25 protein-coding genes are annotated in these 22154 nt (G+C 71.0%); 8 read left to right on the top strand and 17 right to left on the bottom strand.

From position 1 onward, the window contains the following. Window positions 1-8: 8 nt before the first annotated feature. From MRBLWH7_RS18950 to MRBLWH7_RS18940, 3 genes are all read right to left on the bottom strand, one after another. The gene (locus tag MRBLWH7_RS18950; protein WP_341997331.1) at window positions 9-848 is read right to left on the bottom strand and encodes a sulfite exporter TauE/SafE family protein; all 840 of its coding nucleotides are present in this window, start codon (window positions 846-848) and stop codon (window positions 9-11) included. Further along, window positions 845-1714: a DUF2510 domain-containing protein gene (locus MRBLWH7_RS18945; RefSeq protein WP_341997329.1), complete on the bottom strand. Its 870-nt coding sequence runs from the start codon at window positions 1712-1714 to the stop codon at window positions 845-847. Before MRBLWH7_RS18945 ends, MRBLWH7_RS18950 begins: the two co-directional genes overlap by 4 nt. An 85-nt stretch (window positions 1715-1799) precedes the next feature. After that, window positions 1800-4103 (bottom strand): heavy metal translocating P-type ATPase, encoded by a 2304-nt coding sequence (locus tag MRBLWH7_RS18940; protein ID WP_341997327.1) that lies wholly within the window; start codon window positions 4101-4103, stop codon window positions 1800-1802. A 156-nt stretch (window positions 4104-4259) separates the two neighbouring features. On the opposite strand from MRBLWH7_RS18940, the gene MRBLWH7_RS18935 reads away from it, so the two are divergent. After that, window positions 4260-5642, top strand: a complete 1383-nt coding sequence (locus tag MRBLWH7_RS18935; protein ID WP_341997325.1) for an alpha/beta fold hydrolase — start codon at window positions 4260-4262, stop codon at window positions 5640-5642. 19 nt (window positions 5643-5661) lie between these two features. On the opposite strand, the gene MRBLWH7_RS18930 is transcribed toward MRBLWH7_RS18935, so the two are convergent. The 8 genes from MRBLWH7_RS18930 to MRBLWH7_RS18895 form a co-directional block, all read right to left on the bottom strand. Then, window positions 5662-6156 carry a GNAT family N-acetyltransferase gene (locus MRBLWH7_RS18930; RefSeq protein WP_341997323.1) on the bottom strand — a complete coding sequence of 165 codons (495 nt, stop codon included), beginning with the start codon at window positions 6154-6156 and terminating at the stop codon, window positions 5662-5664. Between the two features lie 69 nt (window positions 6157-6225). Then, window positions 6226-7866: a CDP-alcohol phosphatidyltransferase gene (locus tag MRBLWH7_RS18925; protein ID WP_341997321.1), complete on the bottom strand. Its 1641-nt coding sequence runs from the start codon at window positions 7864-7866 to the stop codon at window positions 6226-6228. Continuing rightward, window positions 7863-8606, bottom strand: a complete 744-nt coding sequence (locus tag MRBLWH7_RS18920) for a dihydrofolate reductase family protein (RefSeq protein WP_341997319.1) — start codon at window positions 8604-8606, stop codon at window positions 7863-7865. Before MRBLWH7_RS18920 ends, MRBLWH7_RS18925 begins: the two co-directional genes overlap by 4 nt. Next, window positions 8603-9556 (bottom strand): lysylphosphatidylglycerol synthase domain-containing protein, encoded by a 954-nt coding sequence (locus MRBLWH7_RS18915; RefSeq protein WP_341997317.1) that lies wholly within the window; start codon window positions 9554-9556, stop codon window positions 8603-8605. Before MRBLWH7_RS18915 ends, MRBLWH7_RS18920 begins: the two co-directional genes overlap by 4 nt. Beyond that, window positions 9544-10380, bottom strand: coding sequence for an SAM-dependent methyltransferase (locus MRBLWH7_RS18910; protein ID WP_341997315.1), 837 nt, complete (start codon window positions 10378-10380; stop codon window positions 9544-9546). Before MRBLWH7_RS18910 ends, MRBLWH7_RS18915 begins: the two co-directional genes overlap by 13 nt. Next, a complete protein-coding gene (locus MRBLWH7_RS18905) occupies window positions 10377-11393 on the bottom strand; it encodes a glycosyltransferase family 4 protein (RefSeq protein WP_341997312.1) in 1017 nt (338 codons plus the stop codon). The genes MRBLWH7_RS18910 and MRBLWH7_RS18905 overlap by 4 nt, the downstream gene beginning before the upstream one ends. Then, entirely contained in the window at window positions 11390-11785 is a 396-nt protein-coding gene (locus tag MRBLWH7_RS18900) for a 6-carboxytetrahydropterin synthase (RefSeq protein WP_341997310.1), read from the bottom strand. The genes MRBLWH7_RS18905 and MRBLWH7_RS18900 overlap by 4 nt, the downstream gene beginning before the upstream one ends. Continuing rightward, window positions 11782-12696: a zinc-binding alcohol dehydrogenase gene (locus tag MRBLWH7_RS18895; protein ID WP_341997308.1), complete on the bottom strand. Its 915-nt coding sequence runs from the start codon at window positions 12694-12696 to the stop codon at window positions 11782-11784. The genes MRBLWH7_RS18900 and MRBLWH7_RS18895 overlap by 4 nt, the downstream gene beginning before the upstream one ends. Window positions 12697-12833: 137 nt before the next feature. Between MRBLWH7_RS18895 and MRBLWH7_RS18890 the strand changes: the two genes are divergently transcribed. Together MRBLWH7_RS18890 and MRBLWH7_RS18885 are read left to right on the top strand one after the other, a co-directional pair. Further along, window positions 12834-13586 carry a CDP-alcohol phosphatidyltransferase family protein gene (locus tag MRBLWH7_RS18890; RefSeq protein ID WP_341997306.1) on the top strand — a complete coding sequence of 251 codons (753 nt, stop codon included), beginning with the start codon at window positions 12834-12836 and terminating at the stop codon, window positions 13584-13586. Window positions 13587-13589: 3 nt separating this feature from the next. Then, the gene (locus MRBLWH7_RS18885) at window positions 13590-14012 is read left to right on the top strand and encodes a hypothetical protein (protein ID WP_341997304.1); all 423 of its coding nucleotides are present in this window, start codon (window positions 13590-13592) and stop codon (window positions 14010-14012) included. Window positions 14013-14081: 69 nt separating this feature from the next. On the opposite strand, the gene MRBLWH7_RS18880 is transcribed toward MRBLWH7_RS18885, so the two are convergent. The 5 genes from MRBLWH7_RS18880 to MRBLWH7_RS18860 form a co-directional block, all read right to left on the bottom strand. Beyond that, entirely contained in the window at window positions 14082-15452 is a 1371-nt protein-coding gene (locus MRBLWH7_RS18880; protein WP_341997302.1) for an MFS transporter, read from the bottom strand. A 166-nt stretch (window positions 15453-15618) separates the two neighbouring features. Beyond that, window positions 15619-15852: a hypothetical protein gene (locus MRBLWH7_RS18875; RefSeq protein ID WP_341997300.1), complete on the bottom strand. Its 234-nt coding sequence runs from the start codon at window positions 15850-15852 to the stop codon at window positions 15619-15621. Between the two features lie 73 nt (window positions 15853-15925). Continuing rightward, window positions 15926-16132 carry a hypothetical protein gene (locus MRBLWH7_RS18870; RefSeq protein ID WP_341997298.1) on the bottom strand — a complete coding sequence of 69 codons (207 nt, stop codon included), beginning with the start codon at window positions 16130-16132 and terminating at the stop codon, window positions 15926-15928. Between the two features lie 60 nt (window positions 16133-16192). Beyond that, window positions 16193-17023, bottom strand: a complete 831-nt coding sequence (locus MRBLWH7_RS18865) for a zinc-ribbon domain-containing protein (protein ID WP_341997296.1) — start codon at window positions 17021-17023, stop codon at window positions 16193-16195. A 41-nt stretch (window positions 17024-17064) separates the two neighbouring features. Beyond that, window positions 17065-17586, bottom strand: coding sequence for an SRPBCC domain-containing protein (locus MRBLWH7_RS18860; RefSeq protein ID WP_341997294.1), 522 nt, complete (start codon window positions 17584-17586; stop codon window positions 17065-17067). A 103-nt stretch (window positions 17587-17689) separates the two neighbouring features. Between MRBLWH7_RS18860 and MRBLWH7_RS18855 the strand changes: the two genes are divergently transcribed. Next, window positions 17690-18166 (top strand): helix-turn-helix domain-containing protein, encoded by a 477-nt coding sequence (locus tag MRBLWH7_RS18855; protein ID WP_341997293.1) that lies wholly within the window; start codon window positions 17690-17692, stop codon window positions 18164-18166. Between the two features lie 13 nt (window positions 18167-18179). Here MRBLWH7_RS18855 and MRBLWH7_RS18850 read toward each other — a convergent pair whose 3' ends face one another. Next, window positions 18180-18767, bottom strand: coding sequence for a DUF1349 domain-containing protein (locus MRBLWH7_RS18850; RefSeq protein ID WP_341997290.1), 588 nt, complete (start codon window positions 18765-18767; stop codon window positions 18180-18182). A gap of 7 nt (window positions 18768-18774) precedes the next feature. Between MRBLWH7_RS18850 and MRBLWH7_RS18845 the strand changes: the two genes are divergently transcribed. From MRBLWH7_RS18845 to MRBLWH7_RS18830, 4 genes are all read left to right on the top strand, one after another. Further along, complete coding sequence (locus tag MRBLWH7_RS18845) at window positions 18775-19077, top strand: SHOCT domain-containing protein (protein ID WP_341997288.1); 303 nt, start codon at window positions 18775-18777, stop codon at window positions 19075-19077. Window positions 19078-19123: 46 nt separating this feature from the next. Next, window positions 19124-19588, top strand: coding sequence for a DUF6325 family protein (locus tag MRBLWH7_RS18840; RefSeq protein WP_341997286.1), 465 nt, complete (start codon window positions 19124-19126; stop codon window positions 19586-19588). Between the two features lie 2 nt (window positions 19589-19590). After that, complete coding sequence (locus MRBLWH7_RS18835) at window positions 19591-19752, top strand: hypothetical protein (protein ID WP_159842293.1); 162 nt, start codon at window positions 19591-19593, stop codon at window positions 19750-19752. A gap of 146 nt (window positions 19753-19898) precedes the next feature. Then, the gene (locus MRBLWH7_RS18830; protein WP_342002131.1) at window positions 19899-22133 is read left to right on the top strand and encodes a LuxR C-terminal-related transcriptional regulator; all 2235 of its coding nucleotides are present in this window, start codon (window positions 19899-19901) and stop codon (window positions 22131-22133) included. The last annotated feature ends 21 nt before the right edge of the window (window positions 22134-22154 follow it).

The following is a 22154-nucleotide window of genomic DNA, read 5'->3' as shown; positions in this document are numbered from 1 at the left end:
AGGCCATCCTACCGAGCGGGCTCCGCCGGCCCGGTCGGGCCGGTCGCCGGGCGAGGGCGGCCGCGCCAGGCCCGCAGGCCCATCTGCACCGCGATGATCACCAGGTACGCCGCGAACAGCATGTTGCCCACGAAGGGATCGATGAGGGTCGCCGCCCACGCGCCGAGCGCGGTCGTCGTGCACGCCGCGACGCCGATGATCGCCGCGGCGACGAGGTCCACGTTGCGCCGGCGGATGTTGCCGACCGTGCCCGAGACCGCCGTCGGGATCATCATGAGCAGTGACGTTCCCTTGGCCACGAGGTCGCTCGTGCCGAACAGCACCATGAGCGCGGGGACCACGATGATGCCGCCGCCGACGCCGATGAGCCCGGACAGGATGCCGGTGATCACGCCCAGCACGACGAGCAGGACGCCGCTCAGCCATGTGAGCGAGAGCTCGGCGTCGCGCGACGGGATGACGATGAACAGGCTCACGATGACGGCGGCGAGGAAGCCGACGAACGCCCACCGCAGCACTGTCAGCGAGAGGCGCGGCAGCAGCCACGTGCCGATCTGGGCGCCGAACACCGCGCCGGCGGCCAGCAGCAGCGCGGGGATCCACGCCACCGAGCCGTGCACGGCGTACGAGATGACGCCGACCGTCGCGGTGGGCACGATCGCCGCGAGCGACGTACCGGCCGCGAGGCGCTGGTCGAAGCGGAGGAACAGCACGAGGAAGGGCACGATGACCGTGCCGCCGCCCACGCCGAACAGGCCCGACAACAGGCCGGCGAGCAGACCGATCCCGACGCAGGTGAGGATGAAGCGAGCGTCGTGGGCGGGGCGTGCGGTGTCGTGCGGCGTCATTCCGAGTACAGGTAGTCGATCAGCCACTCACCGTCGGACTCGACCAGCGTGTACTCGTAGACCTGTGCGCCCTCGGTGGGCTCGGTCGGCTCGCCGTTCTCGTCGACGAGCGACGTGAAGGTCTCGTTCGTCGTCACGGTGATCTCGTCGCCGACAGTCTCCACGTCGGTGATGTTCACCGTGTAGTCCTCGATGCCCGTGCTGAAGGCCGCGGCCTGATCGGCGAAGGCGGCGCAATCGTTCAGCTCCGAATCGATACGGAATTGTTCGGTCGTGGCAGCGATGAGCTTCTCGCAGTCGCCCTCCTGCCAGGCGTCGTCGTAGAGCCCGACGGTCGCGACCGCTGTGCGCTCGTCGTCGGACTGGCCGCCCGAGTCCGCGGTCGACGCCGACAGCAGCAGCAGCGGGATCACGACGGCTGCCGCGATCACGATTCCCAGCAGCACGACACCGAGCACGACCCACACGATCCACAGCTTCGACTTGCTGCGAGGCTCGGTCGCCGCGGAGAAGCCGCCCCCGGCCGGGGCGACGCCGGCGGGCGTTCCGGGATAGACCCCCTGCGGATACCCCTCGACGGGCGCATACCCGTCCACCGCCGGAGACTGCCCCGGCGCGGCCGGATGGCCGGGGTGAACGACGGCGTCGGACTCGGCCGAACCCTCGGGACGGGCGGCGGCATCGGCCGGAACGGTCACCTCGGCCTGCTGGTCGAATCCCAGCTGGGAGGCCACGATCTCCGCCTCGGACGGCGCCGGCGAGGTCTCCGGATCGGGCTGCGCGACGTGATCCGTCCACTGAGTGCCGTCCCACCAGCGCATCGCGCCGTGACCGTCGTCGTACCAGCCGGGAGGAGTCGTCGTCATCCTCAAACCCTATCCCGCGACATATCGGGGAAGGGACGACGGATGCTGCGACCCGGCGCTTCGGGTCGCAGCATCCGTGTCCGGGTCAGCGATCGAGGACGGCGCGGGCGCTCCGCTCGGGGCTGAGATCGAGCCGGCGCAGCAGCTGGGCGTTCAGCGCCACCACGACCGTCGACAGCGACATCAGGATCGCGCCGACCGACATCGGCAGCACGAAGCCGATCGGGGCGAGGACTCCGGCGGCGAGCGGGACCGAGATGAGGTTGTATCCCGCGGCCCACCACAGGTTCTGAGTCATCTTGCGGTAGCTCGCACGCGACAGCTCGATGACCGACAGCACCGATCGCGGATCGCTCGATGCGAGGATCACACCCGCCGAGCCGATGGCGACGTCGGTTCCGGCGCCGATCGCGATGCCCACGTCGGCACGCGCGAGCGCCGGCGCGTCGTTCACGCCGTCCCCCACCATCGCGACCTTGAGGCCCTCGCCCTGCAGTTCGGCGACCTTGCGCTCCTTGTCTTCGGGGCGCACACCGGCGAAGACGCGACGGATGCCGAGCGCCTGAGCCACCGACTGCGCGACGGGTTCGGCATCGCCCGTGATCATCACGACCGCGACCCCGAGCTTGTGCAGCGCATCGACGGCCTCCCGCGATTCGGGCCGGATCTCGTCGGCGAGCGCGAGCCCGCCGACGACCGCGCCGTCGCGGACGACGTGGAGCACGATCGAGCCCCCGTCGCGCCAGATGCCGGCGGCAGCGATATCCGTGGCGCCGATCTCTGCGAGAAGGCGCGGTCCGCCGACCCGGACGACGTGCCCGTCGACCGTCGCGGTCACGCCGACCGCCGGCGACGACTGGAAGCCGGAGGCGGGGGCGAGCGGGAGGCCGCGCTCCTGCGCGGCGCGCACGATCGCCTTCGCGAGCGGGTGCTCGCTGTCCGCCTCGGCCGCCGCGGCGAGCGCGAGCACGCCGTCGGCATCGAGGTCGGTCGCCGCTGCCACGTCGACCACCGTCGGCTCGCCCTTCGTGAGGGTGCCGGTCTTGTCGAACAGCACGGCGCCGATCGTCCGCATGCTCTCGAGGGCGAGGCGGTCTTTGACGAGCACACCGCCGCGCGCCGCGCGCTCGGTCGCGATCGACACCACGAGGGGGATCGCAAGCCCCAGCGCGTGGGGGCACGCGATCACGAGCACGGTGATGGTGCGCACGACCGCCTCGTCGGGCAGTCCGAACGCGGTCCAGATGATCGCGGTCAGCGCGGCGGCGATCAGCGCGAACCAGAACAGCCAGCCCGCGGCGCGGTCGGCCAGGCGCTGCGCGCGCGAGCTCGAGTTCTGCGCCTCTGCGACGAGCCGCTGGATGCCGGCGAGAGTGGTGTCGTCGCCGGTGGCGGTGACCTCCACCCGCAGGCCCGAGTCGGTCGCGACGGTGCCGGCGGTCACCTGGTCGCCGGCCCCGCGAGCGACAGTGCGGGACTCGCCCGTGACCATCGACTCGTCCATGTCGGCAGCGCCGTCGACGATGCGCCCGTCCGCGGGAACGCTGCCCCCGGGTCGCACCACCACTACGTCGCCGAGACGCAGCTCGGACGGCGCCACCGTGACGATGCGGTCGCCTTCCACCCGCTCGGCCTCGTCGGGAAGGAGCGCCGCGAGCGAGTCGAGCGCCGACGTCGTCTGGGCAAGCGAGCGCATCTCGATCCAGTGGCCGAGCAGCATGATCACGATGAGGAGGGCCAGCTCCCACCAGAACTCGAGTTCGTGGTGCAGCAGCCCGAGGCTCGCTCCCCACGAGGCGAAGAACGCGACCGTGATCGCGAGCCCGATGAGCAGCATCATGCCGGGCTTGCGCGCGCGAAGCTCGGACGCGGCGCCCGACAGGAACGGCCAGCCGCCCCAGAAGTACATGACGGTGCCGACGAGCGGCGAGATCCAGCGGACCCACGGCCCGTCGGGCAGCGTGTAGCCGAGCACCATCGCGAACATGCCCGAGAACGCGACGACCGGTACGGCGAGGGCGAGGTTGATCCAGAACAGCCGCCGGAAGCGGGCGACGTGGTCCGCGCCGTGGCCGGCGTGACCCCCGTGGCCCGTGTGCGCGCCGTTCCCGGCAGAGGCGGCGTGGGCGCCGTGATCCGTGTGGGCACCGTGATCGACCGGGGCACCGTGATCTGCGTGGGCGCCGTGATCGGCGTGGGCGCCGTGATCGGCGTGGGCGCCGTGATCGGCGTGGGCGCCATGCTGTGAGTGGGCGGCGCCGTCCGTCGTCGCCGTGGCGCTGACCGCGTGGTGCGCCGTGTGATCGCGCCCAGCGTGGTCATGCGCCGCGTGGTCATGGCCAGCAGGGTCGTGCGCCGCGTGCTCGTGGTCGTGATGCGGATCGGTCACGGTGCTCTCCTCGTCGACCTACGTGTCCGTTATACCCCCTAGGGGTATCAACTTCAAGCGCGCTCGGGTGCGACGTATTCCTGCTTCGCGCCGAATCGTGGCGAATGTCGGCGGGAGGCGCGACACTGACTGCACCCGGAGTCGCGAGGAGCATGAATGGACATCATCCTGGTCGCAGGTCTGTGGATGGGCGGATGGGCGTGGTACGAGGTCGCGCCCGCCCTCGAACGGGAAGGGCATCGGCCGGTGCCGCTCACGCTTCCGGGTATGGGGTCGGCGGATGCCGACCGCTCCGCGATCACTCTGGCCGACCACGTCGCGGCCGTCGTCGCCGCCATCGACGAGGCCCCCGGCGAGAAGGTCGTGCTGGTCGGGCACTCCGCCGGCGCGGGCATCGTCTACGCGGCGGCCGACGCGCGCCCCGACCGTGTCGCCCGGCTGATCCTCATCGGCGGATTTCCGACCGCTGATGGCGACCCACTGCTGGACGGGTTCGCGACGGAGGGCGGGGAGCTTCCCCTGCCCCCCTGGAGCGAGTTCGACGAAGCCGATCTCCGCGATCTCGGCGAGGGCGGCATGACGGCGTTCCGCACGTACGCGATCCCCTCTCCCGCGGGTGTGGTCACCGGCATCCAGCGCCTCGGCGACGAACGCCGGCTCGACATCCCGGTCACCGCCGTCGCGACCGAGTACACGGTCGCCGACCTGCACGGCTGGATCGACGCGGGGGCACCGCCGGTGCAGGAGTTCGCGCGCCTGCGCGACGTCACGTACGTCGACCTGCCGACGGGGCACTGGCCGCAGCTGACGCGTCCGCAGCAGCTGGCCCGCATCATCCTCGCGCAGCCGCCGCTGGGCGACGGCACGATCGCCCCGGAGGTCGAGACGATCAGCCCCGTCGCCTTCCATGCTTCGGAGGGCGTGGAGGACTGGCGGGTCCTTTACTGGGGCGCGCACGCCTTCTTCCGCGCCGACTCGCTCTCCCAGGGCGCGCGTCTGGTGGCGGAGGTCGCCGCCATCGCGGAGGGCCTGGACCACTACCCCGACATCGACCTCCGACCCGAAGGCGTCTTCGTCAAGACCTTCAGCCGTCGCGACGGCGCACTGAGCCGGACGGATGCCGAGCTCGCAGCATCCGTCTCACGCGCCGCCCGCGAGCTCGGTCTGGAAGCCGACCCGTCCGTGCTCACCGTCGTCGGCATCGCCGTGGCGCAGGGGCCGGACGCGCACGTCCGGCCGTTCTGGAGCGCCGCGCTCGGCTACGACCCGCTCGGCGCCGAGGACGCGATCGACCCCCTGCGCCGCAACCCGCACGTGTGGTTCCACCCGCTCGCGCCGCCGAAGCCGGGCCGCGGGCGCACGCACATCGACATCTCGGTGCCGCGTGACCAGGTCGAGGCGCGGGTGGCGGCGGCGCTGGCCGCGGGTGGGCGGATGGCCGACGATTCGCACGCGCCGCAGTGGTGGACTCTGACATCACCCGACAACCACGGCGTCGACATCGCCGCCTGGACCGACGACTCGGATTTCGCGGGCTGAGCTCCTCGCGACCGGCCGGTCACCTCACCATGCGGACATCGACGATCGACGGCACCATCGGGTCGGTCTGCTCGGCGCCGTCGAAATCGAACCCGTTGCGCCGGTAGAAGGCGATGGCGCGCGGGTTCTCCTTCGCCACCCACAGCACGGCCGGCCCCTCCTCCAGCACCGCGTCGAGGAGTGCCTGCCCGGCTCCTCCACCGTGATCGGCGGCGGCGACGTAGAGCATGTAGAGCTGGCGCTCGCGGGGCGGCGCCGCGCCCTCGAACTCGAGGCCCGGACCGGAGGTCGCGAAGCCGATGATGCGGCCGTCGCTCTCTGCGATCCAGACGCGCCATTCGTCGCGGGGGTTGTCGAGGATGCGGGTCCACATGCTCCGTCGCCCCTGCACGAACTCGTCGTCGAAGAATCCGGCGGGCAGGAGGTGCGTGTACGTCTCCCGCCACGTCGCCACGTGCAGCGCGGCGATCTCGGCCGCATCGCGCGGCTCGGGCACGCGCAGGCTGAACGTCATGCCGTCATCCTGCCAGCGGGTGCGGCGGCCTGACAGGTGCACGACGATCGCCACAGGCAGGAGCCGGCGTCACCCGGCGGAGCCGTACGCCGCGAAGAAGCGGTCGCGGAAGGCGTCCATGCGCCACACCGGCGACGCGTCTGACGGACGCAGACCCGTCGTCCAGTTCCAGTCGGCGATCGCGTCGATCACCGACGGATCTCTCGCGATGACGCTGACCGGCACGTCCCGGCCGGCCTCGTCGCCGCTCACGATCGCCGCCGGCTGGTGGTCGCCGAGCATGACGACGACCAGGCCCGGGTCGTCGACGTTCTCGAGGAAGGAGAGCACCGACCCCAGCGCGTACTCGACCGATCTCCCATAGGAGCGCTGGACCGCCTCCGGGTCCTGCCAGACCTCACTCGCCTGCTCACCACGGCCCGGCTGTGGGTTGTAGATCGACCCGTCGCCGACGTCGTCCCACGGCACCAGCTCGGGCAGCGGCGCCCACGGCGTGTGCGACGACACCAGATCGATCTCCGCCATCACCGGCCGGTCCGAGTACGCGAGCACGTGGTCGGCGAAGTGCTTGAGCGTGTACTGATCGGGGATGCGCGCGTACCCGAACGACGGCCCGCGATAGCCGACGTTCGTCGCGTCGAGCATCGTTTCGTAGCGGTAGAACGATGAGCCGACATCCCACGGATGCCGGTTCGACGGGACGTCGCTGACGGGGTGCCAGCCGGCACGGCCGAACGCCGCGCTGAGAGTGAGGCGGTCGGTCCGTACCACCAGGTCGTACACCGCCTGCGAGTCGACCCACACGCCGGTCTGCAAGGTCGCATGCGCGAGCCAGCTCACGCCGCCGAAGGTCGGTGACGTCAGCCAGGCACTCCGCGTGGTGAAGCCGTCGGCCGCGAGCGTCTGGTCGCCACGCCGCAGCACGTCGTTCACGCCGTCCGAGATGCCGTCGCCCTCGAGAGCGACCCTGCCGTAGCTCTCGACGAACACGAACAGCACGTCCTTGCCGGCGAGAGCGCTCAGCAGGTCTGTCGCCGGCACGTCCCTGAACGGGTCGTCGGCGACCTCGCGGGCGACCCGGGCCCGCGTCTCGAGCGCGGACACGGCTCGCGACACCGCGGTGCCGAGGGACGTAGCGGATGCTGCGGCCGCGACCGGATCCGGAATGCGCAGCGGCGGCGCCACCGCCGCCATCACGATCCACGCCACGGTGACGGCGGCGAGGGCACCCCGCCCGCGGTCGCCCCGCTGTCGCAGCGCGGCGTCGACGTGGAGCGAACCCCATCCGCCCGCGACCCCGATCGCGACGACCAGCGCGACCGCTGCGGCGAACAGCGCGGTGGCCGGAGCCGCTCCGATCGCCGAGGCCAGGACCCCGTACGCGTCGCCCAGCTGGGGCCAATCCAGCGGCACGAAGTGGATGCCGAGCGCCGACTGGTAGCCGCGATCGATGCTCGCGAGGAGGACGGCGAGGGCGACGAACGCCCCGAACGCGGTCGCGACGGCGAGGCGCAGCATCCGCCACGGGATCAGCGCGAGCACCAGCAGCGCGACGATCGACTCGACCGGGATGCGGACGAGGTCGGCGATCGAGCCTGTCGCCAGCACCCCGGGTATGAGGGGAAGCGCGATCAGAGCTGCGATCGCGCCGCCGAGGAGGAGCCGCCGGCGCCAGACCGGAACGACCCGCACGCCGGCGATCGTGCTCACGGACGCTCGACGGCTGCCCGTCCGGCTGCCGTCGGCTCGGCGTCGAGCATGCCGAAGCGGTCCGACAGGGCGTAGCGCAGGAGCACGACGTCGCCGATCTGGCGCGTGTCGGCGAGGTGCGCCCGGCGAGATGCCGTCCACGGGAAGGCGCCCGGTCCGACGACGCGCGGGGCGCCGGTCTCACCGACGAAGAACGGCGCGACCACGAGGTGGAGCTCGTCGACGAGGTCCGCGCCGAGGAACTGGGTCAGCACCGTGCCCCCGCCCTCGACCATGAGGCTTCGCACTCCGTGATTCGCCCCGAGGTCGTCGAGCAGAGCGTCCATCGTGACGCAGTCGTCGCCGATCCCGACGACCACCGCGCGTGGGCCCAGCCGTACGCCGAGGTCCGCCGCGCGATCCCGCGGGCAGTAGACGATGCGGGGCCCCTCCCCCGTCGTGAAGAACGCGGCATCCGGTGACAGGTCGCCGCTCGCGGTCACCGTCACCTTCGCCGGCGATTCCTGACGCCCCGAGGCCAGCCGCCGAGCGCGACGCGCGGCATCCCGCACCAGCAGGCGCGGGTTGTCGCGGCGCACCGTGGACGCCCCGACCATGATCGCGTCGTGCAGCGCGCGCACGTCGTCGACGCGGTCGAGGTCGGCGGCGTTGGACATCGCGAGCCGAGCGGGCTCGAGGCTGTCGAGGTAGCCGTCGATCGACATCGCGCAACTGAGGGTGACATACGGTCGCTCGCTCATGCGGATCTCCTCTTCCCGATGATGCCCGCTGCGGGCAGCGATCGGAAGCGGTCCGCGAGCAGTGCGAGGCAGCCGGGGAGAACCGCGACCACGGTGAGCACGCCGAACCCGGTCGACACCGCGACCCCTGCGCCCGCCCCGAGCCCCGCGAGTGCGAACGCGGAGGCGGCGACCGCCTCGCGCGGACCCCAGCCGCCGACGTTGACCGGAATTGCGGCCGCACCGAGCACGATCAGCGCCACGACGGCCAGCTCGTCGGCACCGGCGTGCACTCCGACCGCCAGCCCCGCGATCACGAAGGTCGCCGCGTGCGCCGCGATCACGACGACCGACGCGGCCGCGATCGCGAACAGCGCGGCCGGCCGCGCGAGGACGGGTCGCAGCATCCGGTACTCCCGTTGCAGCGCAGCGCGCCCGCGCGGGGTGCCCGCGACGACGCCGAGGACCACGATCGCCAGCGCGGCGATCGCACCGCTGATCCAGGCCAGCGGCGCGAGCGGTGACGCCAGTCCCAGCGGCAGCAGGATCGCGAGCGTGACCACGATCTGCACGAGCTGTCCGGCGACGCGTTCCGCGGCGACCGCCCGGGCGGCGAGGTCGACGCGCTCGTGGTGCTGCCCGTGCAGGTATGCCCGGTGGACGTCGCCCATGACGCCGCCGGGCAGCACAGTGTTGAGGAACTGCGAGCGGTAGTACGAGGTGAACGCCTCGTTCCAGGGGAGCGGCAGCCCGAATCCCGCGGAGACGATGCGCCAGCGCCACGCGGCGGCCGCCGTGGCGACGGAGGCGAGCGCCACGGCGGCGAGGATCGTCGCGGGCGAGATGGACGTCAGCCCGTGCAGGAACGGCCCGATGCCGACGACGGCGACCGTTCCCGCGACGACCGCGAGCGCCGCCGCGATCCGCAGCACGGATCGCAGGCGCGGTGGGATCCTGCTCAGCGGGGCCATGCCAGGAGGTCCTCATGTGAGACGGTGACGTGCAGTCGCCCGGCGGCAGCCTGCGCCAGGCGGCGCTCGCGGTAGTCTGCGGCGGCGGCCGCGAGCTCGGGACGCTGCTCGACGGCGGCGCCGATCCAGCCGTCCAGCCATTCGCCGATCAGCGCGGAGTCCCGGCGCGCGAGGCGCCACGGGGTCGCCGCGGTGCGGACGTTCCAGCCGGCGTCGGCGAAGACGGCCCGGACGACGGCGACCGCGTCGGGTCCCAACATCCGTCGCCCTGACGCGTCGCGTCGCTGATGCGCGTTGAAGGCGGACTCGATCGCGCGCTCGACATCGTCGGGCCGCTCGGCGGGACGAAGCCGCGCCGAGCCCGTGACCGAGAGGCTGAACAGCGCCGGCGTGCCCGCGGCGACGCAGGCCGCGACGACATGGGCGGCTTCGGCTTCGGTGATGACGTCGAGGAGAGCGGATGCGGTCACTGCCGCCGCACCGTGGAAGGCGTCGATCGGCAGCGAGGCGAGGTGCTCCACGACGATGTCCGCGGCGATGGGGCGGCCCGACGCGTCGACGACGGTCCGCAGATCGAGGTGCTCGACGATGTCGGCGTCGCCGTCACGGAGCACCCACCGCTGCGGGCCGGGGAGCCGCGGAGCGAGCCAGCGGGTCATCGATCCGGTGCCCGCGCCGAGGTCGTGCAGCACGAGGGGCGCCGACGCCGAGCCCCGAGCGAGCAGACGCGCGAGCTCGTGTGCGAGGTCGGTCGAGCGCGCGTCGTCGTCGGCGGGCGCCCTCAGCGCGAGCCAGTCCGCCGTCGCCGTCGAGATCGAGGTCATGCCGCCTCCAACACGTCCGCCACGCGGGTCACTGTGTCTTGCCACGCCGGCAGGGTCGCCCGTGCGGCGTGCGCTTCGCGGCGCAGGCGCGCCCGCAGCGCGGGATCCGCCAGCCATGCGTCGAGCGCCGCGGCGAGCGCCGCGGGATCGCCGGGTCTCACCAGCATCCCTCCGCCGCCCGCGAGCGCGTCCGGGATGCCCCCGGTCTCGGCGCCCAGCACCGGGATCCCCCGCGCCCGCGCATCGGCGATCGCCATGCCCGAGCTCTCGACGCGGGACGGCGCGATCAGCAGCGCACAGCGGCGGTAGGCGTCGTCGAGGGCTCGGTCCTCGAGCACTCCGGTGAGCCGGACCTTGCCGTGGAGCGCGGTCGCCTGCCGGGCGATGCCCGCGGCGAACTCCGGAAACGCGTCGGTCGACCCGACGATGGTGCAGCGCCAGTCCTCGGAGCGCAGCCGGCCGAGCGCGGAGAGGAGCGTGTCCTGCCCCTTGTGCGGGGCGATCACGCCGATGCACAGCAGCTCCCCGTCGCGCGGCGGCGGCGGGCCGGGTTCCGCAGGAAGGGTCCCCGGGACGGCGACGACCATGCGATCGGGGTCCGCGAGCTCCCGTCGGGCCAGCTCGGCCGCCGTCCAGGCGCTCGTGACGATCACCCCGTGCGCCGACGCGAGGGCCCGCCTCTCGGCGTCGATCGCGGCGTCCGTCGCATCCGGGAACGCCGCCGCGACCATGTGGGCGAGCACCGTGAGTCGCAGCCGCCGTGCCGCCTCCTCCACCGCTGCCGGCGCCCACCCTGCCACCAGTCCGTCGACCAGCACGCGCGATCCGTCAGCAGCGTCACCGAGGACGGATGCTGCGCCTTCCGCGTCCGCCGCCTCGCACACGTCGACGTCCCATCCGCGGCGGCGGAGCCCGTCGCGGATGTGGCGGTCGTAGACGTTGCCGCCGCTCACGCGCCGAGGATCGTCGATCCCCGCGGGGACGACGAAGCGGAGGGACGGAGCATCCGTCACATCGCCACCTCGTAGGACGCCCACGCGACGTGCGATTCGTGCAGCGTGACGACGATCCCGCTCAGCCGCGCCTCGCCGACGTCGCCGTCGCGTACGCGCGTGGCGAGGCGGTCGCCGATGATCTGGCACAGGCGCTCGGTCGTGGTGTTCAGCCCCAGCAGGTCGGGCTCGTCGTCGAGGTTGCGGTAGGTCAGCGCGCCCACGATCTCGCGAAGCACCTCGCTCGCGCGTCCGATGTCGACGACGACGCCGTGCTCGTCGAGCTCGTCGGCACGGAACGTCGCGTCGACGAGGAACGTCGCGCCGTGCAGCTGCTGCGCGGGTCCGAAGACGTCGCCGCGCAGGCTGTGGGCGATCATGAGGTGGTCGCGGACGGTGAGGCTGAAGCTCATTCGGCAGTCCAATCGATCGTGTGGCACAGTTCGCCGGCCGTGCCCTCGGCGAGCGCGGCGGTGACCTCCGACAGCTGCCGCCACGACGAGGTGCCGCTGAGCAGCGCGTCGTATGCGGGATCCTCGAGCAGTCGCAGGGCGAGCGCAAGACGGTTGCGCGTCGTGCGGGAGCCTCTCCGGCGTGCGGCGACCGCGCCGACCTGATTCGGCCGCAGGGCGATGCGGCGAGAGTGGAAGTCCGCGCCGAGCTCGAGCGAGACCGGGCGGCTGCCGTACCAGCTGGCGACGATCACCTCGCCGTCGGTGGGCGCGATGCCGAGCGCCAGTTGCAGACCGGCACCGGCGCCGCTGGCCTCGATCACGACGTCGGCCTGCGGGACATCGTCGGACGCGAGGGCGAAGCCGACCCCGAGCGCCTCGGCGATGATCGCGCGCGCGGGATCGACATCGACGAGAGTGACGTCGGAACCCGGGATGCCGCGCGCCACGCGCGCGATCGCGCACCCGATCATGCCCGCGCCGACGACGACCACCTGGTCGCCGATGACCGGGGCGGCATCCCAGAGCACATTGACCGCGGTCTCGACCGCCCCGGCGAGCACCGCCCGGCGCGGGGGAACACCATCCGGCACCGGATGAAGGGCGTCGGCGGGCACGACGAAACGGGACTGGTGCGGGAACAGGGCGAACACGGTGCGGCCGCGGAGCGCGGCGGGTCCGTGTTCGACCGTTCCGACGTTGAGGTACCCGTACTTCACCGGGAACGGGAACTCGCCCGCCTGGAACGGCGCGCGCATGCGCTCGCGCTCCGACTCCGGCACCTCGCCGCGGGCGACCAGCGACTCGGTGCCCCGGCTGACGCCGGTGTAGAGCGTCTGCACCGACGCCTCACCGTCGGAGACAAGGGGCATCGGCTCACTGCGGTATTCGCCCCGCCCCGGGGCGATCGACCACCAAGCGGTCGCGGCATCCGGAATCTCGTGGTGAACCTCAGCGGGTCCCTGCGTCGTGTTCCCCGTGACCGCCATGAGGAGTACACGGAGCGCGCATGGGAAAAGTTCAGTGGGTGCCCTGGTGGTGGGTCGCGGCCGGATCTGCCGGGATGGTCGCGATCGCCATGGTGACGCCACTGACGGCGGCGGCGTGGACGGCGGGCATCGGGTACCTCGTGGTGTCGACGGCACTGCTGAGCCGGGGGATCCGCCGCGGGCGGGTCGAACGCTTCGGACCCGCGAACGCGGTCACCGCGACGCGATCGATGCTCGTGGGGCTCGTGACAGCTCTGGTCGTGGCGTCCTTCGCGGACCCGGTGTCGACGACGCTGCTGGTCACGCTCGTCGCCGTGGCGCTCGCGCTGGACGGCGTCGACGGGTACGTCGCCCGCCGGACCGGCAGCGAGAGCGAGCTGGGCGGGCGTTTCGACATGGAGGTCGACGCCTTCCTGCTGCTCGTGCTGTGCGTGCATGACGCACGGTACGTCGGTTGGTGGGTGCTCACGATCGGACTCCTGAGGTACGCGTTCGTCATCGCGGGCCTGGGGCTGCCGTGGATGAGGCGGACGCTGCCGCCGCGCTATTGGCGCAAGGTCGTCACGGCCGCCTGCGGCGTCGCCCTGGCCATCGTCGCGTCCCAGTTGCTGCCCGCCGCGGTGAATGCTCTCGTCGCTGTGGCGGCGCTCCTGCTGGTGCTCGAGTCCTTCGGACGCGACGTCCTGTGGCTCATCCGTGTGAACCTCGCGGGCGCCCGGCTCGTTTCCCTCCAGAAGGCGTCAACCACCTCACCTCCGGAAGAGAGCAGGTAGACCATGACCGAATCCAGTGGGCGGGCGCTCTGGACCATGCGCATCCTCAGCGCGATCGCCCTCCTCGCCGCAGGCGGCATCCACTTCTATCTGGCGCTGAACGGCGTCGGCGGCTTCCTGGGGGTGATGTTCATCCTCAACGGCGTGGCGGGGCTCGTCCTGGCGGCGGGGATGCTGCTCCTGCGCGGTCGCCTCCTGCAGCTCGTGACGGTGCTGAGCCTTCTGTTCCTCATCGCGACGCTCGGTGCGCTCGTCCTGGCACTCACCGTGGGGCTGTTCGGCATCCACCAGACGTGGAACTTCACGCTCGTACCCCAGACCGTGATCGTCGAGTCGATCGGCATCGTGGTCCTCGGGATCACGACGGCCATGGTGCTGCGTCCGCAGCCGGTGCCGGGCATACACCGGCACGCCACGGGCGTTTAGCGGACGACCGGCCGGGTCGCGCGACCGCGGACCGCCCCGCCACCGGGTGGCGGGGCGGTCCGGTGCGGCTCAGGCGCCGGCAGGCACCTCCTCAGCCGCGAGCTTCTCCTCGTCGAGACGGTCGAGCTCGTGCAGCGACGACCCCTTCGTCTCGCGCATGGAGATGACCGCGATGAGCGTGATCGCCGCGGCGATCGCGAGGTAGACGGCGACCGGGATATACGAGCCGGTGCTGGCCAGGAGCGCCGTCGCGATGATCGGCGCGAGCGAGCCCGCGACGATCGACGTCACCTGGTAGCCGAGAGAGACGCCCGAATAGCGCATGCGCGTCGGGAACATCTCGGACATGATCGCCGGCTGCGGCGCGTACATGAAGGCGTGGATGAACAGACCCAGGCTGATCGCGGCCACGATGATCGCCGGGTTGCGCGTGTCGAACATCGGGAAGGCGATGAAGCCCCAGGCGGCCGCCCCGAGCGTGCCGATCAGGTACACGGGCTTGCGGCCGATCTTGTCGGTCAGGCCGCCGATGAGCGGGATGACGATCATGTGGACGATGTGCGCGATGACGAGGAGACCCAGGATCTCGGCGGTGTCGACCTCGAGCGCGACCGCCAGGTAGGTGATCGAGAACGTCACGACGAGGTAGTACATGATGTTCTCCGCGAACCGGAGGCCCATCGCCGTGAGCACGCCGCGCGGGTAGCGCTTGAGCACCTCGAGCACACCGAAACGCAGCGCCTTCGACTGCTCGACCTCCTTCTGCACCTCGAGGAAGATCGGTGCGTCGGTGACGCGCGTGCGGACGTAGTAGCCGATCGCGACGATGACGACCGACAGCCAGAAGCCGATCCGCCAGCCCCACGAGAGGAACTGCTCCTCGGTGAGCGTGCGGCTGAGCACGAGCAGGACGACCGTCGCCACCAGGTTGCCGATGGGCACGGCGGCTTGCGGCCACGATGCCCAGAAGCCGCGCGTCTTGTTCGGCGAGTGCTCCGCGACGAGCAGGACCGCGCCGCCCCACTCACCGCCGACGGCGAACCCCTGCGCGAAGCGCAGTGCCACCAGAAGGGCAGGAGCCCAGTAGCCGATCATGTCGAACGTGGGGAGGCATCCCATCAGGAAGGTCGCCACGCCCACCAGGATGATCGCGAACTGCAGCAGCTTCTTGCGCCCGTACTTGTCGCCGAAATGTCCGAAGACGATACCGCCGAGCGGCCGGGCGATGAAGCCGACCGCGTAAGTGACGAACGCCGCGATGATGGGGGCGTACGGGTCGTCCGACGGCGGGAACATGATCTTGTTGAAGACGAGCGTCGCGGCCGTGGCGTAGAGGAAGAACTCATACCACTCGACGACGGTGCCCGCCATCGAGGCCGTGACGACCCGCCGCAGGCTCGACTGCTTCATCGAGACCGGGGGTGTCTGGGGTGATGCCATGCGCTGGTACCTCCTTGTAGAGCGCGGTGGCGGCTCGGGGAGAACCGCCCTGCGGGACGTTACCTGACGCACGATTCAGGTTTCAAGGGGTTGACGCGGTCGAGGCAGGTGAAATTCGGCAGATCTTCTCGGTTTCGGCAGAGGGCCGCCTGACCGGCGGCCCTTGTCAGTCCCACGCGGCCACGAGCATCCAGTGACCGTCGACCTCTTCGACGTCCATCACGCGCGTGCGGTGGTCGATGTCGCTGCGTGCGGTGAACCGCCAGTTCTGGAACAACCGGCCGCCGTCGCTTCGAGTCGGCGTGTCGATGATGCGCCACCGCTCATGGTCGACGACGAGGCGTACCGGCCGCCCCTGCTCGCACCAGACCTGAACATCCTCACGTGCAACCATTCGCATGATGCCCCCTCCATCGAATCTATGTTCGATAGTAGGACGCGACAGTCCCCCGCGCAACAGCGAGTGCGGCGGACTAGGCGGTTCGGCTGTCTGCGTCGGCCGCGGCATCCACCGCCGCGAGATGGATCGCGGCGACACCGTCGCGCAGGGCCCCGACCGGCACCTCGACGGTCTCGTACTGGGACGTGAACCCGTTCTCGTCGACAACCGACACGGTCACCAGAACATGGCCCCGGCGTGGCAGGCGCGACGCGGTGCGGGCGAGTCTCTTCGTCTTCATGTCCCCTCCACCCACCACCGTAACGACGACCTCGGACACGCGCGCGCTGCACGCGCGGAGTCACCTCAGGTACGCATCGACGAAGAGCGCGCCACGGATGCCGCGCAGTGCCTCGACGACGAGTCCACTGCTGCGCGTGGTCCAGGACGACATCACGATGTCGTGCGGACCGATCGGCTCGAGTCTCCCCGTCCGCACGCGGACCACCTCCCATCCGGCTGCGCGGATGACGCGGTCTTTGCGGCGATCCGCCTCCTCGCGCTTGCCGACATGCTCCAGCCCGTGTTTGCCGACGGTGTCGTACTCGAGCGCGATCCGGAGCTCCGGCAGGAGAATGTCGGGCCACACCTCGAGGTGGTCGAAGAACGGCCGCGAGGTGCGGATCGCCGTGAAGCCCGGTGTGACCGCCAGGGTCGCGAACACGTCTGCGCGCATCCGCGCCTCGACCGCCGACGCCGGCTTCGGCGCGCACACGCTCACGAACGGCTCCCCCACCGGCAGTTCCGGGGTCTTGGCGCACAGCGTGCGCGTCGGTTTGCGGCGCGGCATGCGCTCGGCGCCGGACGGCCGCGTCGCGATGCGGGGTGGGTTCGCCAGCGCCGCGCACTCCGGACACCAGGCCGACCGGCGCCGCTTGCCACCGGGGCGCTCGCGCTGCTCCGACGGAGTGGCGGCGAACGTGTGCCCTGCCTCGCACTGCCACAGCAGCAGAACATCGGCGGCCGGAGGCACCTGAGTGAGGGTGATGCCGGCGTTCCGATCCGGGTGGTACTGCCTGATGAGCGCGGGATACGCCGCCCACTGCTCCCGGTAGGTGCCCACCGGATATGGCACATCGACGCCTTTCGAGAACTGGCGCCTCGCCCACCACAGTTCCACCCGCTCCGGCATGGGCGCACTCTAAACCGCACCCCCGACACGGCCCGCCACGGCTAACGGCGATCGCGCGCCTCGGCTGCAGCGGCTACCTGGTCGTGGAGCTCATCGTGGTCCGCGGCGGTCAGCTCCTCGTCGCCGCGGAACACGTACGGCGCGCCCTCGCCGGTCTCGATGCGCGTCTTGAGGCTGCCGTTGACGAACATGCCCCACGCGTTGGTGCAGATGTCGTAGCAGTCATCGTCGGTCGTGAGCCCGTCGTGCGTGAAGACGACGCGCGTGCCGTCGTCCTCCTCGAGGATGTCGAACCGGACGGTCGTGCCGTTCCACTCCTGCTTGTCGGCGACGAAGTCGAGATGGCTGCCGGTGACCAGCCACGTCACCCGGCGGCCGGGCTCCAGCTCCGTGACCCGGAATCCGCTGTAGTGCAGGCCCGGAACGACGTAGACGAACTCGCCGCCCACCTCCGTGGTCGATCCGGTGGTCCGTCCCCACCAGCCTGCGACGTCGTTGATCGCGTCGAAGGCGTCCTGCGCCGAGGCGTTCACGGTGATCGTCGTGGTGAAGCTCGCGGTCATGGATCCAGCTCCTTTGTTGGCGACCCGTTGGGGGCCGATGACTTGCGTGATGCAAGTGACCCTAGCCTCGGTGCTTGCATCACGCAAGTGATAGATTCGACGCATGCTCGGCAAGACGTACGACACACAGGTGTGCTCGATCGCGCGCTCCCTCGAGATGGTCGGGGAGCGCTGGAGCCTGCTCATCGTCCGCGACGCCCTGTTCGCTCGGGTGACGCGGTTCGGCGACTTCCAGCACAACCTCGGCATCGCGACGAACGTCCTCGCCTCGCGACTGGAGTCGTTCGTCGCCGCCGGCATCATGGAGCGGGACGGCGCGGCCGACTACGTGCTGACGCCGAAGGGCCGAGCGTTGGCTGTTTCGCTGATCGCACTCACGGAGTGGGGCGACGACTGGGCGTCACCGATCGATCCCCCGATCCTCTACCGCCACTCGGTGTGCGACAACCCCGTCCACGCCACCGCGACGTGCGACGTGTGCGGCGCGGTGCCGGCGGAAGAGGTCGCGATCGAGATCGGGCCCGGCATGCCCGCCGAGTACCTGGCCGCGCGACGCGGTGGCTCGCGCGCCCACTCATAGGCGCAGCATCCGTCTACGATCCGTCGCGGAGGTTCGAGACCAGGGCCTCCCGCAAGACGATCTCGTCGAACCGCGCCGTGCACGCCTGGCCGAGCGGGGCCTGCGCCATGAAGCCCACGCGGGCGGGCGAGCCGCCCTCGGCGAGCGAGAACAGCCGCACGAAATCCCATCGCACGCCGTCGTGTGAGGCGTGGAACGCCCAGGCGTCCCCGCCCAGGAAAGCGATCCGCAGCCACACCGCGCGGTGCGTGACCACTGCGGAGTTCACGTCATCCGACGAACCGCGCGTGACCACGCTGACCACCATCGCCTCGCCCTGCGGCGAGTACTCGAAGCAGAGCTTCGCCCAGTGGTCGCTGTCACGCCAGATCGCGAGCACCCCGGCGTCGAAGGTCGTCCGCGCGCCACGGCCGGGCCGGGAGATGTCATGCGATTCGCATGATGTGGCGCGGGCGGCGCCCGCCGTATCGTCCTTGCGACGGAGGGGGCCGTGTCGGCCGTCATGTCCCTCCGAAGGAAAGGTGCGGACATTGTCCTTCTGGGATTTTCTCGTGTGGCTGTTCTGGGTGTACGTCCTGATCGCGTGCGTCTGGATCTTCATCTCTATCGTGGTGGACCTGTTCCGCGACCACTCGCTGGGCGGGTGGGGCAAGGCGCTCTGGGTGATCTTCCTGATCTTCCTGCCGTTCCTCGCCGCGATCATCTACCTCATCGCGCGCGGCCGGGGGATGGCCGAGCGCAGCGTCGCGCAGACGCGCGCGGCTCAGGCCGCGGATGCCGCGTACATCCGTGACGTCGCCGGTGCGGCGTCGCCGACCGCGGAGATCGAGAAGGCGCAGCAGCTTCTCGCCGCAGGCACCATCTCGCAAGCCGAGTTCGACGCGCTGAAGGCCAAGGCGATCGCGGCCTAGCCGCGGCATCCGTGAAGAGCATTCGTCACAGACAGGAGAGCGAAGAATGACCGATACGACCCCGACCGGCGTGGAGTACGACGCCGACGACGAGCTGGGGCCGATCGACTACATCGTCGTGGAGTTCCCGGCCGGCGCGCGCAGGATCACCGGCGACGCACTGGCGGAGCTCGCGGCACTCGCCGCCGACGGCACGATCCGGGTCCTCGATCTGGTCATCGTCCACAAGGGCGAGGACGGATCGATCGAGGTGGACGAGATCGAGGATCACGACGACCTGGGCGACCTCGGCACTCTGGCCGCCGGCTTTGCGGAGGTGCTCGCCGAGCAGGACCTCCTCGACGTCGCGGCCGCGATGGGGCCGGGCAGCAGCGCCGCGATCCTGGTGTGGGAGAACGCGTGGGCGGCGCCGTTCGCCGCCGCGATCCGGCGCAACGGCGGTCAGCTGATCGCGTCGGGACGCATCCCGACACAGGCCCTGATCGCCGCACTGACGAGTGAAGGAGAGTGACGATGCCCATCGGGATCGGACGCGTGGGACGGCGCGGAGTGATCGGCGCCCCCGTCGCGCGCACAGCGGCAGTGGTCGGCACGGCGAAGGTCGTATCGAACGGCGTGGACCGGCGTCAGGATCGCCGGCAGGACCGCCGTGACGATCGTCACGACCGACGCTGACCCACAACGAAACGAAGGGCCGCGCGCACGTTCGACGTGCGCGCGGCCCTTCGCCATGCCACGGGACTGACGTTCCCCCCACCGTCCGTCGTCGACCGGTTTGTGGTGGTTTCACCTGGCCCCATAGGATGCGGACCGTGCCGGACATGCTCCGAGATTCGCTCCTGGGGGGACGCGATCTGCAGGCGGTGCTGCTCGAGAGCAAGACCCGGGTTCCACCCTGGCGAACCAACGCTGTCAGCAGACGTCGTCAGATCGATCGTGCCCGGGCGAGCAGCGCCCGCGTCGTCTCGATCGCCGCGCCCGCCGGATACGGCAAGTCCACGATGCTCGCCGAGTGGGCCGCGTCCGAGACTCGCGCGGCAGCCTGGGCCTCGCTCGAGCGCACCGACGACGACCCCGCGACCCTGCTGCCGATCCTCGCATCCGCGTGCTCGACCTTCTCGACGGTCGCAGCGGCCGTCGTCGACGAGATGCGCGGCATCGGGGCGACGGCGCTCGGGCGTTCCGCTCCGCTGCTCGCCGCAGCGGTGGCCTCCGCACCCGACGACTTCGTCCTGTTCATCGATGATCTGCACCTGGTCGCCTCGACCGCGTGCCAGGACGCCCTCGAAGTGATCCTGGCGCGGGTGCCCCCCGGTTCCCAGGTGGTCCTGGCGGGCCGGCAGGCACCTCTGCTTCTCGCGCGGCTGCGGGCACAGGGCGTCGTCTGGGAGATCTCGGCCGAGGATCTGTCGCTCGACGTCGACGACGCCCGAACGCTGTTCGACGAGGCCGGAGCCTCCGGTGTCGCCGCGAGCGACCTCGCCGGCATCGTCGAGAAGTGCGAAGGCTGGCCCACCGGCCTGTACCTGTGCGCGCTCGTCGCGCGTGCAGGCGGCGACGCCACGACCGTCACGGGCGAGGAACGGTACGTCGCCGACTACCTCTACCGCGAGTGCATCTCGCGGCTCCCCGAGCCGACCCAGCGGTTCCTGCGCCGCAGCGCCGTGCTCGAACAGGTCTCACCGGAGGCCTGCAACGCCGTGCTGCAGATCGAAGACGCGCGCAACCGGCTCTACGAACTCGAAGAGGCGAACCTGTTCCTCGTCCCGATGGACAGGAGACGCAGCTGGTTCCGCTTCCACGCCCTGTTCCGCGAGTATCTCCTCGCGGAACTGGAACGGTCCGAAGGCTCCGAGGCTGCAGCCGGTCTGCATCGACGCGCAGCGACCTGGCACGAGGAACGAGGCGCGCCCGCGCTCGCGGTCGAGCACCTCCTCCAGGCGAAGGAGTCCGCGCGCGCTGCCGCACTCGTCGCGGACCTGGGCCTCGCCATGTACGGACAGGGCCAGGTCATGACGACACGGCGGTGGCTGGACGACCTCGGCGACCACGTGCTCATCGCCAATCCCGCGCTCGTGGTATCGAGGACGTGGACCGCAGTCCTGCTCGGCGAGATGCGGGAAGGGGAGAAGTGGGCGCGACTGCTGGACGAGGTCGACGCGAGCGGCTTCCCCGACGAGGACCGCGTGCTGTTCGAATCCGCACGTGCCATGGTGCGCGCCGCGATGTGCGTCCACGGGTACGAACAGGTGATCGTCGACGCCGCGTACGCCCTCGAGCATGAGCCCGTGGAAAGCCCGTGGCGGGATCAGGCCCTTCACCTCTGGGGCTCAGCGCTCCTGTTGTCGGGGGATCCCGGCACCGCGCGCGGCGTCTTCGCACAGGCGGTCGAGATGGCGACAGTCATGCAGAACCCCGACACCGTCATCCTGAGCGAGCCCGAGCTGGCGCTGATCGCGATCGACGACGGCCACTGGGTCGGCGCCGCGGTCCACGCCCAGCGCGGTGTGGACGCGATCGACGCGAGCCACATGGAGGGTTACCCGACGACGGCGCTCGCCCTCGCAGTCGCCGCCCGCGTCGCCGTGCACGGCGGCGACCGCGAGCGCGGCGAGCGCCTGCTCGCTCGCGGCATGCGGGCTCGGATCGGCTGCACTTATCTGCTCCCCTGGCTGTCGCTCCGCGTGCGCCTGCAGCTCGCCAAGGCGCACGTCATGCTCGGCGACCGCTCGGCAGCGTTCCATCTCCTCGCGGAGTGCGACCGCCTGCTCGAGAAGCGGCCCGATGTCGGCGGCATCGCCACGCAGATCGAGGGATTCCGGGCCGGGCTCGCGGTCGAACCCCACGCCGAAGGAACGGTCCCGCTGACGCCTGCCGAACTGCGCCTGTTGCCGTATCTGCAGACGCACCTGACGATCGCCGAGATCGGCCAGCGTCTGTATGTCTCGCGCAACACCGTCAGCTCTCAGCTCAGCTCGATCTACCGCAAGCTCGCAGTGACGACTCGAGGGGGCGCGGTCGAGCGAGCCGTCGCCATCGGCCTCCTCGGCGGATAGCGGCCCAGGCGATAGCGCCGG

The organism is Microbacterium sp. LWH7-1.2, assembly GCF_038397755.1.
Lineage (GTDB): Bacteria > Actinomycetota > Actinomycetes > Actinomycetales > Microbacteriaceae > Microbacterium.
Note: the sequence above shows the minus strand (reverse complement) of the source record. Positions and strands in the feature narration are given on the sequence as shown.

Excerpts from the sequence above, each read along its gene's own strand:
- MRBLWH7_RS18930 (WP_341997323.1), bottom strand. The coding sequence starts at position 6,156 with ATGACGTTCAGCCTGCGCGTGCCCGAGCCGCGCGATGCGGCCGAGATC.
- MRBLWH7_RS18875 (WP_341997300.1), bottom strand. The coding sequence starts at position 15,852 with ATGCGAATGGTTGCACGTGAGGATGTTCAGGTCTGGTGCGAGCAGGGG.
- MRBLWH7_RS18935 (WP_341997325.1), top strand. The coding sequence starts at position 4,260 with ATGGACATCATCCTGGTCGCAGGTCTGTGGATGGGCGGATGGGCGTGG.
- MRBLWH7_RS18880 (WP_341997302.1), bottom strand. The coding sequence starts at position 15,452 with ATGGCATCACCCCAGACACCCCCGGTCTCGATGAAGCAGTCGAGCCTG.
- MRBLWH7_RS18920 (WP_341997319.1), bottom strand. The coding sequence starts at position 8,606 with ATGAGCGAGCGACCGTATGTCACCCTCAGTTGCGCGATGTCGATCGAC.
- MRBLWH7_RS18860 (WP_341997294.1), bottom strand. The coding sequence starts at position 17,586 with ATGACCGCGAGCTTCACCACGACGATCACCGTGAACGCCTCGGCGCAG.
- MRBLWH7_RS18870 (WP_341997298.1), bottom strand. The coding sequence starts at position 16,132 with ATGAAGACGAAGAGACTCGCCCGCACCGCGTCGCGCCTGCCACGCCGG.
- MRBLWH7_RS18895 (WP_341997308.1), bottom strand. The coding sequence starts at position 12,696 with ATGCCCCTTGTCTCCGACGGTGAGGCGTCGGTGCAGACGCTCTACACC.
- MRBLWH7_RS18885 (WP_341997304.1), top strand. The coding sequence starts at position 13,590 with ATGACCGAATCCAGTGGGCGGGCGCTCTGGACCATGCGCATCCTCAGC.
- MRBLWH7_RS18915 (WP_341997317.1), bottom strand. The coding sequence starts at position 9,556 with ATGGCCCCGCTGAGCAGGATCCCACCGCGCCTGCGATCCGTGCTGCGG.
- MRBLWH7_RS18855 (WP_341997293.1), top strand. The coding sequence starts at position 17,690 with ATGCTCGGCAAGACGTACGACACACAGGTGTGCTCGATCGCGCGCTCC.
- MRBLWH7_RS18910 (WP_341997315.1), bottom strand. The coding sequence starts at position 10,380 with ATGACCTCGATCTCGACGGCGACGGCGGACTGGCTCGCGCTGAGGGCG.
- MRBLWH7_RS18945 (WP_341997329.1), bottom strand. The coding sequence starts at position 1,714 with ATGACGACGACTCCTCCCGGCTGGTACGACGACGGTCACGGCGCGATG.
- MRBLWH7_RS18890 (WP_341997306.1), top strand. The coding sequence starts at position 12,834 with ATGGGAAAAGTTCAGTGGGTGCCCTGGTGGTGGGTCGCGGCCGGATCT.
- MRBLWH7_RS18840 (WP_341997286.1), top strand. The coding sequence starts at position 19,124 with ATGACCGATACGACCCCGACCGGCGTGGAGTACGACGCCGACGACGAG.
- MRBLWH7_RS18850 (WP_341997290.1), bottom strand. The coding sequence starts at position 18,767 with ATGAAGATCCAGACGCACGCGATCAGGACGTACACCCAGAACAGCCAC.
- MRBLWH7_RS18830 (WP_342002131.1), top strand. The coding sequence starts at position 19,899 with ATGCTCCGAGATTCGCTCCTGGGGGGACGCGATCTGCAGGCGGTGCTG.
- MRBLWH7_RS18950 (WP_341997331.1), bottom strand. The coding sequence starts at position 848 with ATGACGCCGCACGACACCGCACGCCCCGCCCACGACGCTCGCTTCATC.
- MRBLWH7_RS18900 (WP_341997310.1), bottom strand. The coding sequence starts at position 11,785 with ATGAGCTTCAGCCTCACCGTCCGCGACCACCTCATGATCGCCCACAGC.
- MRBLWH7_RS18865 (WP_341997296.1), bottom strand. The coding sequence starts at position 17,023 with ATGCCGGAGCGGGTGGAACTGTGGTGGGCGAGGCGCCAGTTCTCGAAA.
- MRBLWH7_RS18835 (WP_159842293.1), top strand. The coding sequence starts at position 19,591 with ATGCCCATCGGGATCGGACGCGTGGGACGGCGCGGAGTGATCGGCGCC.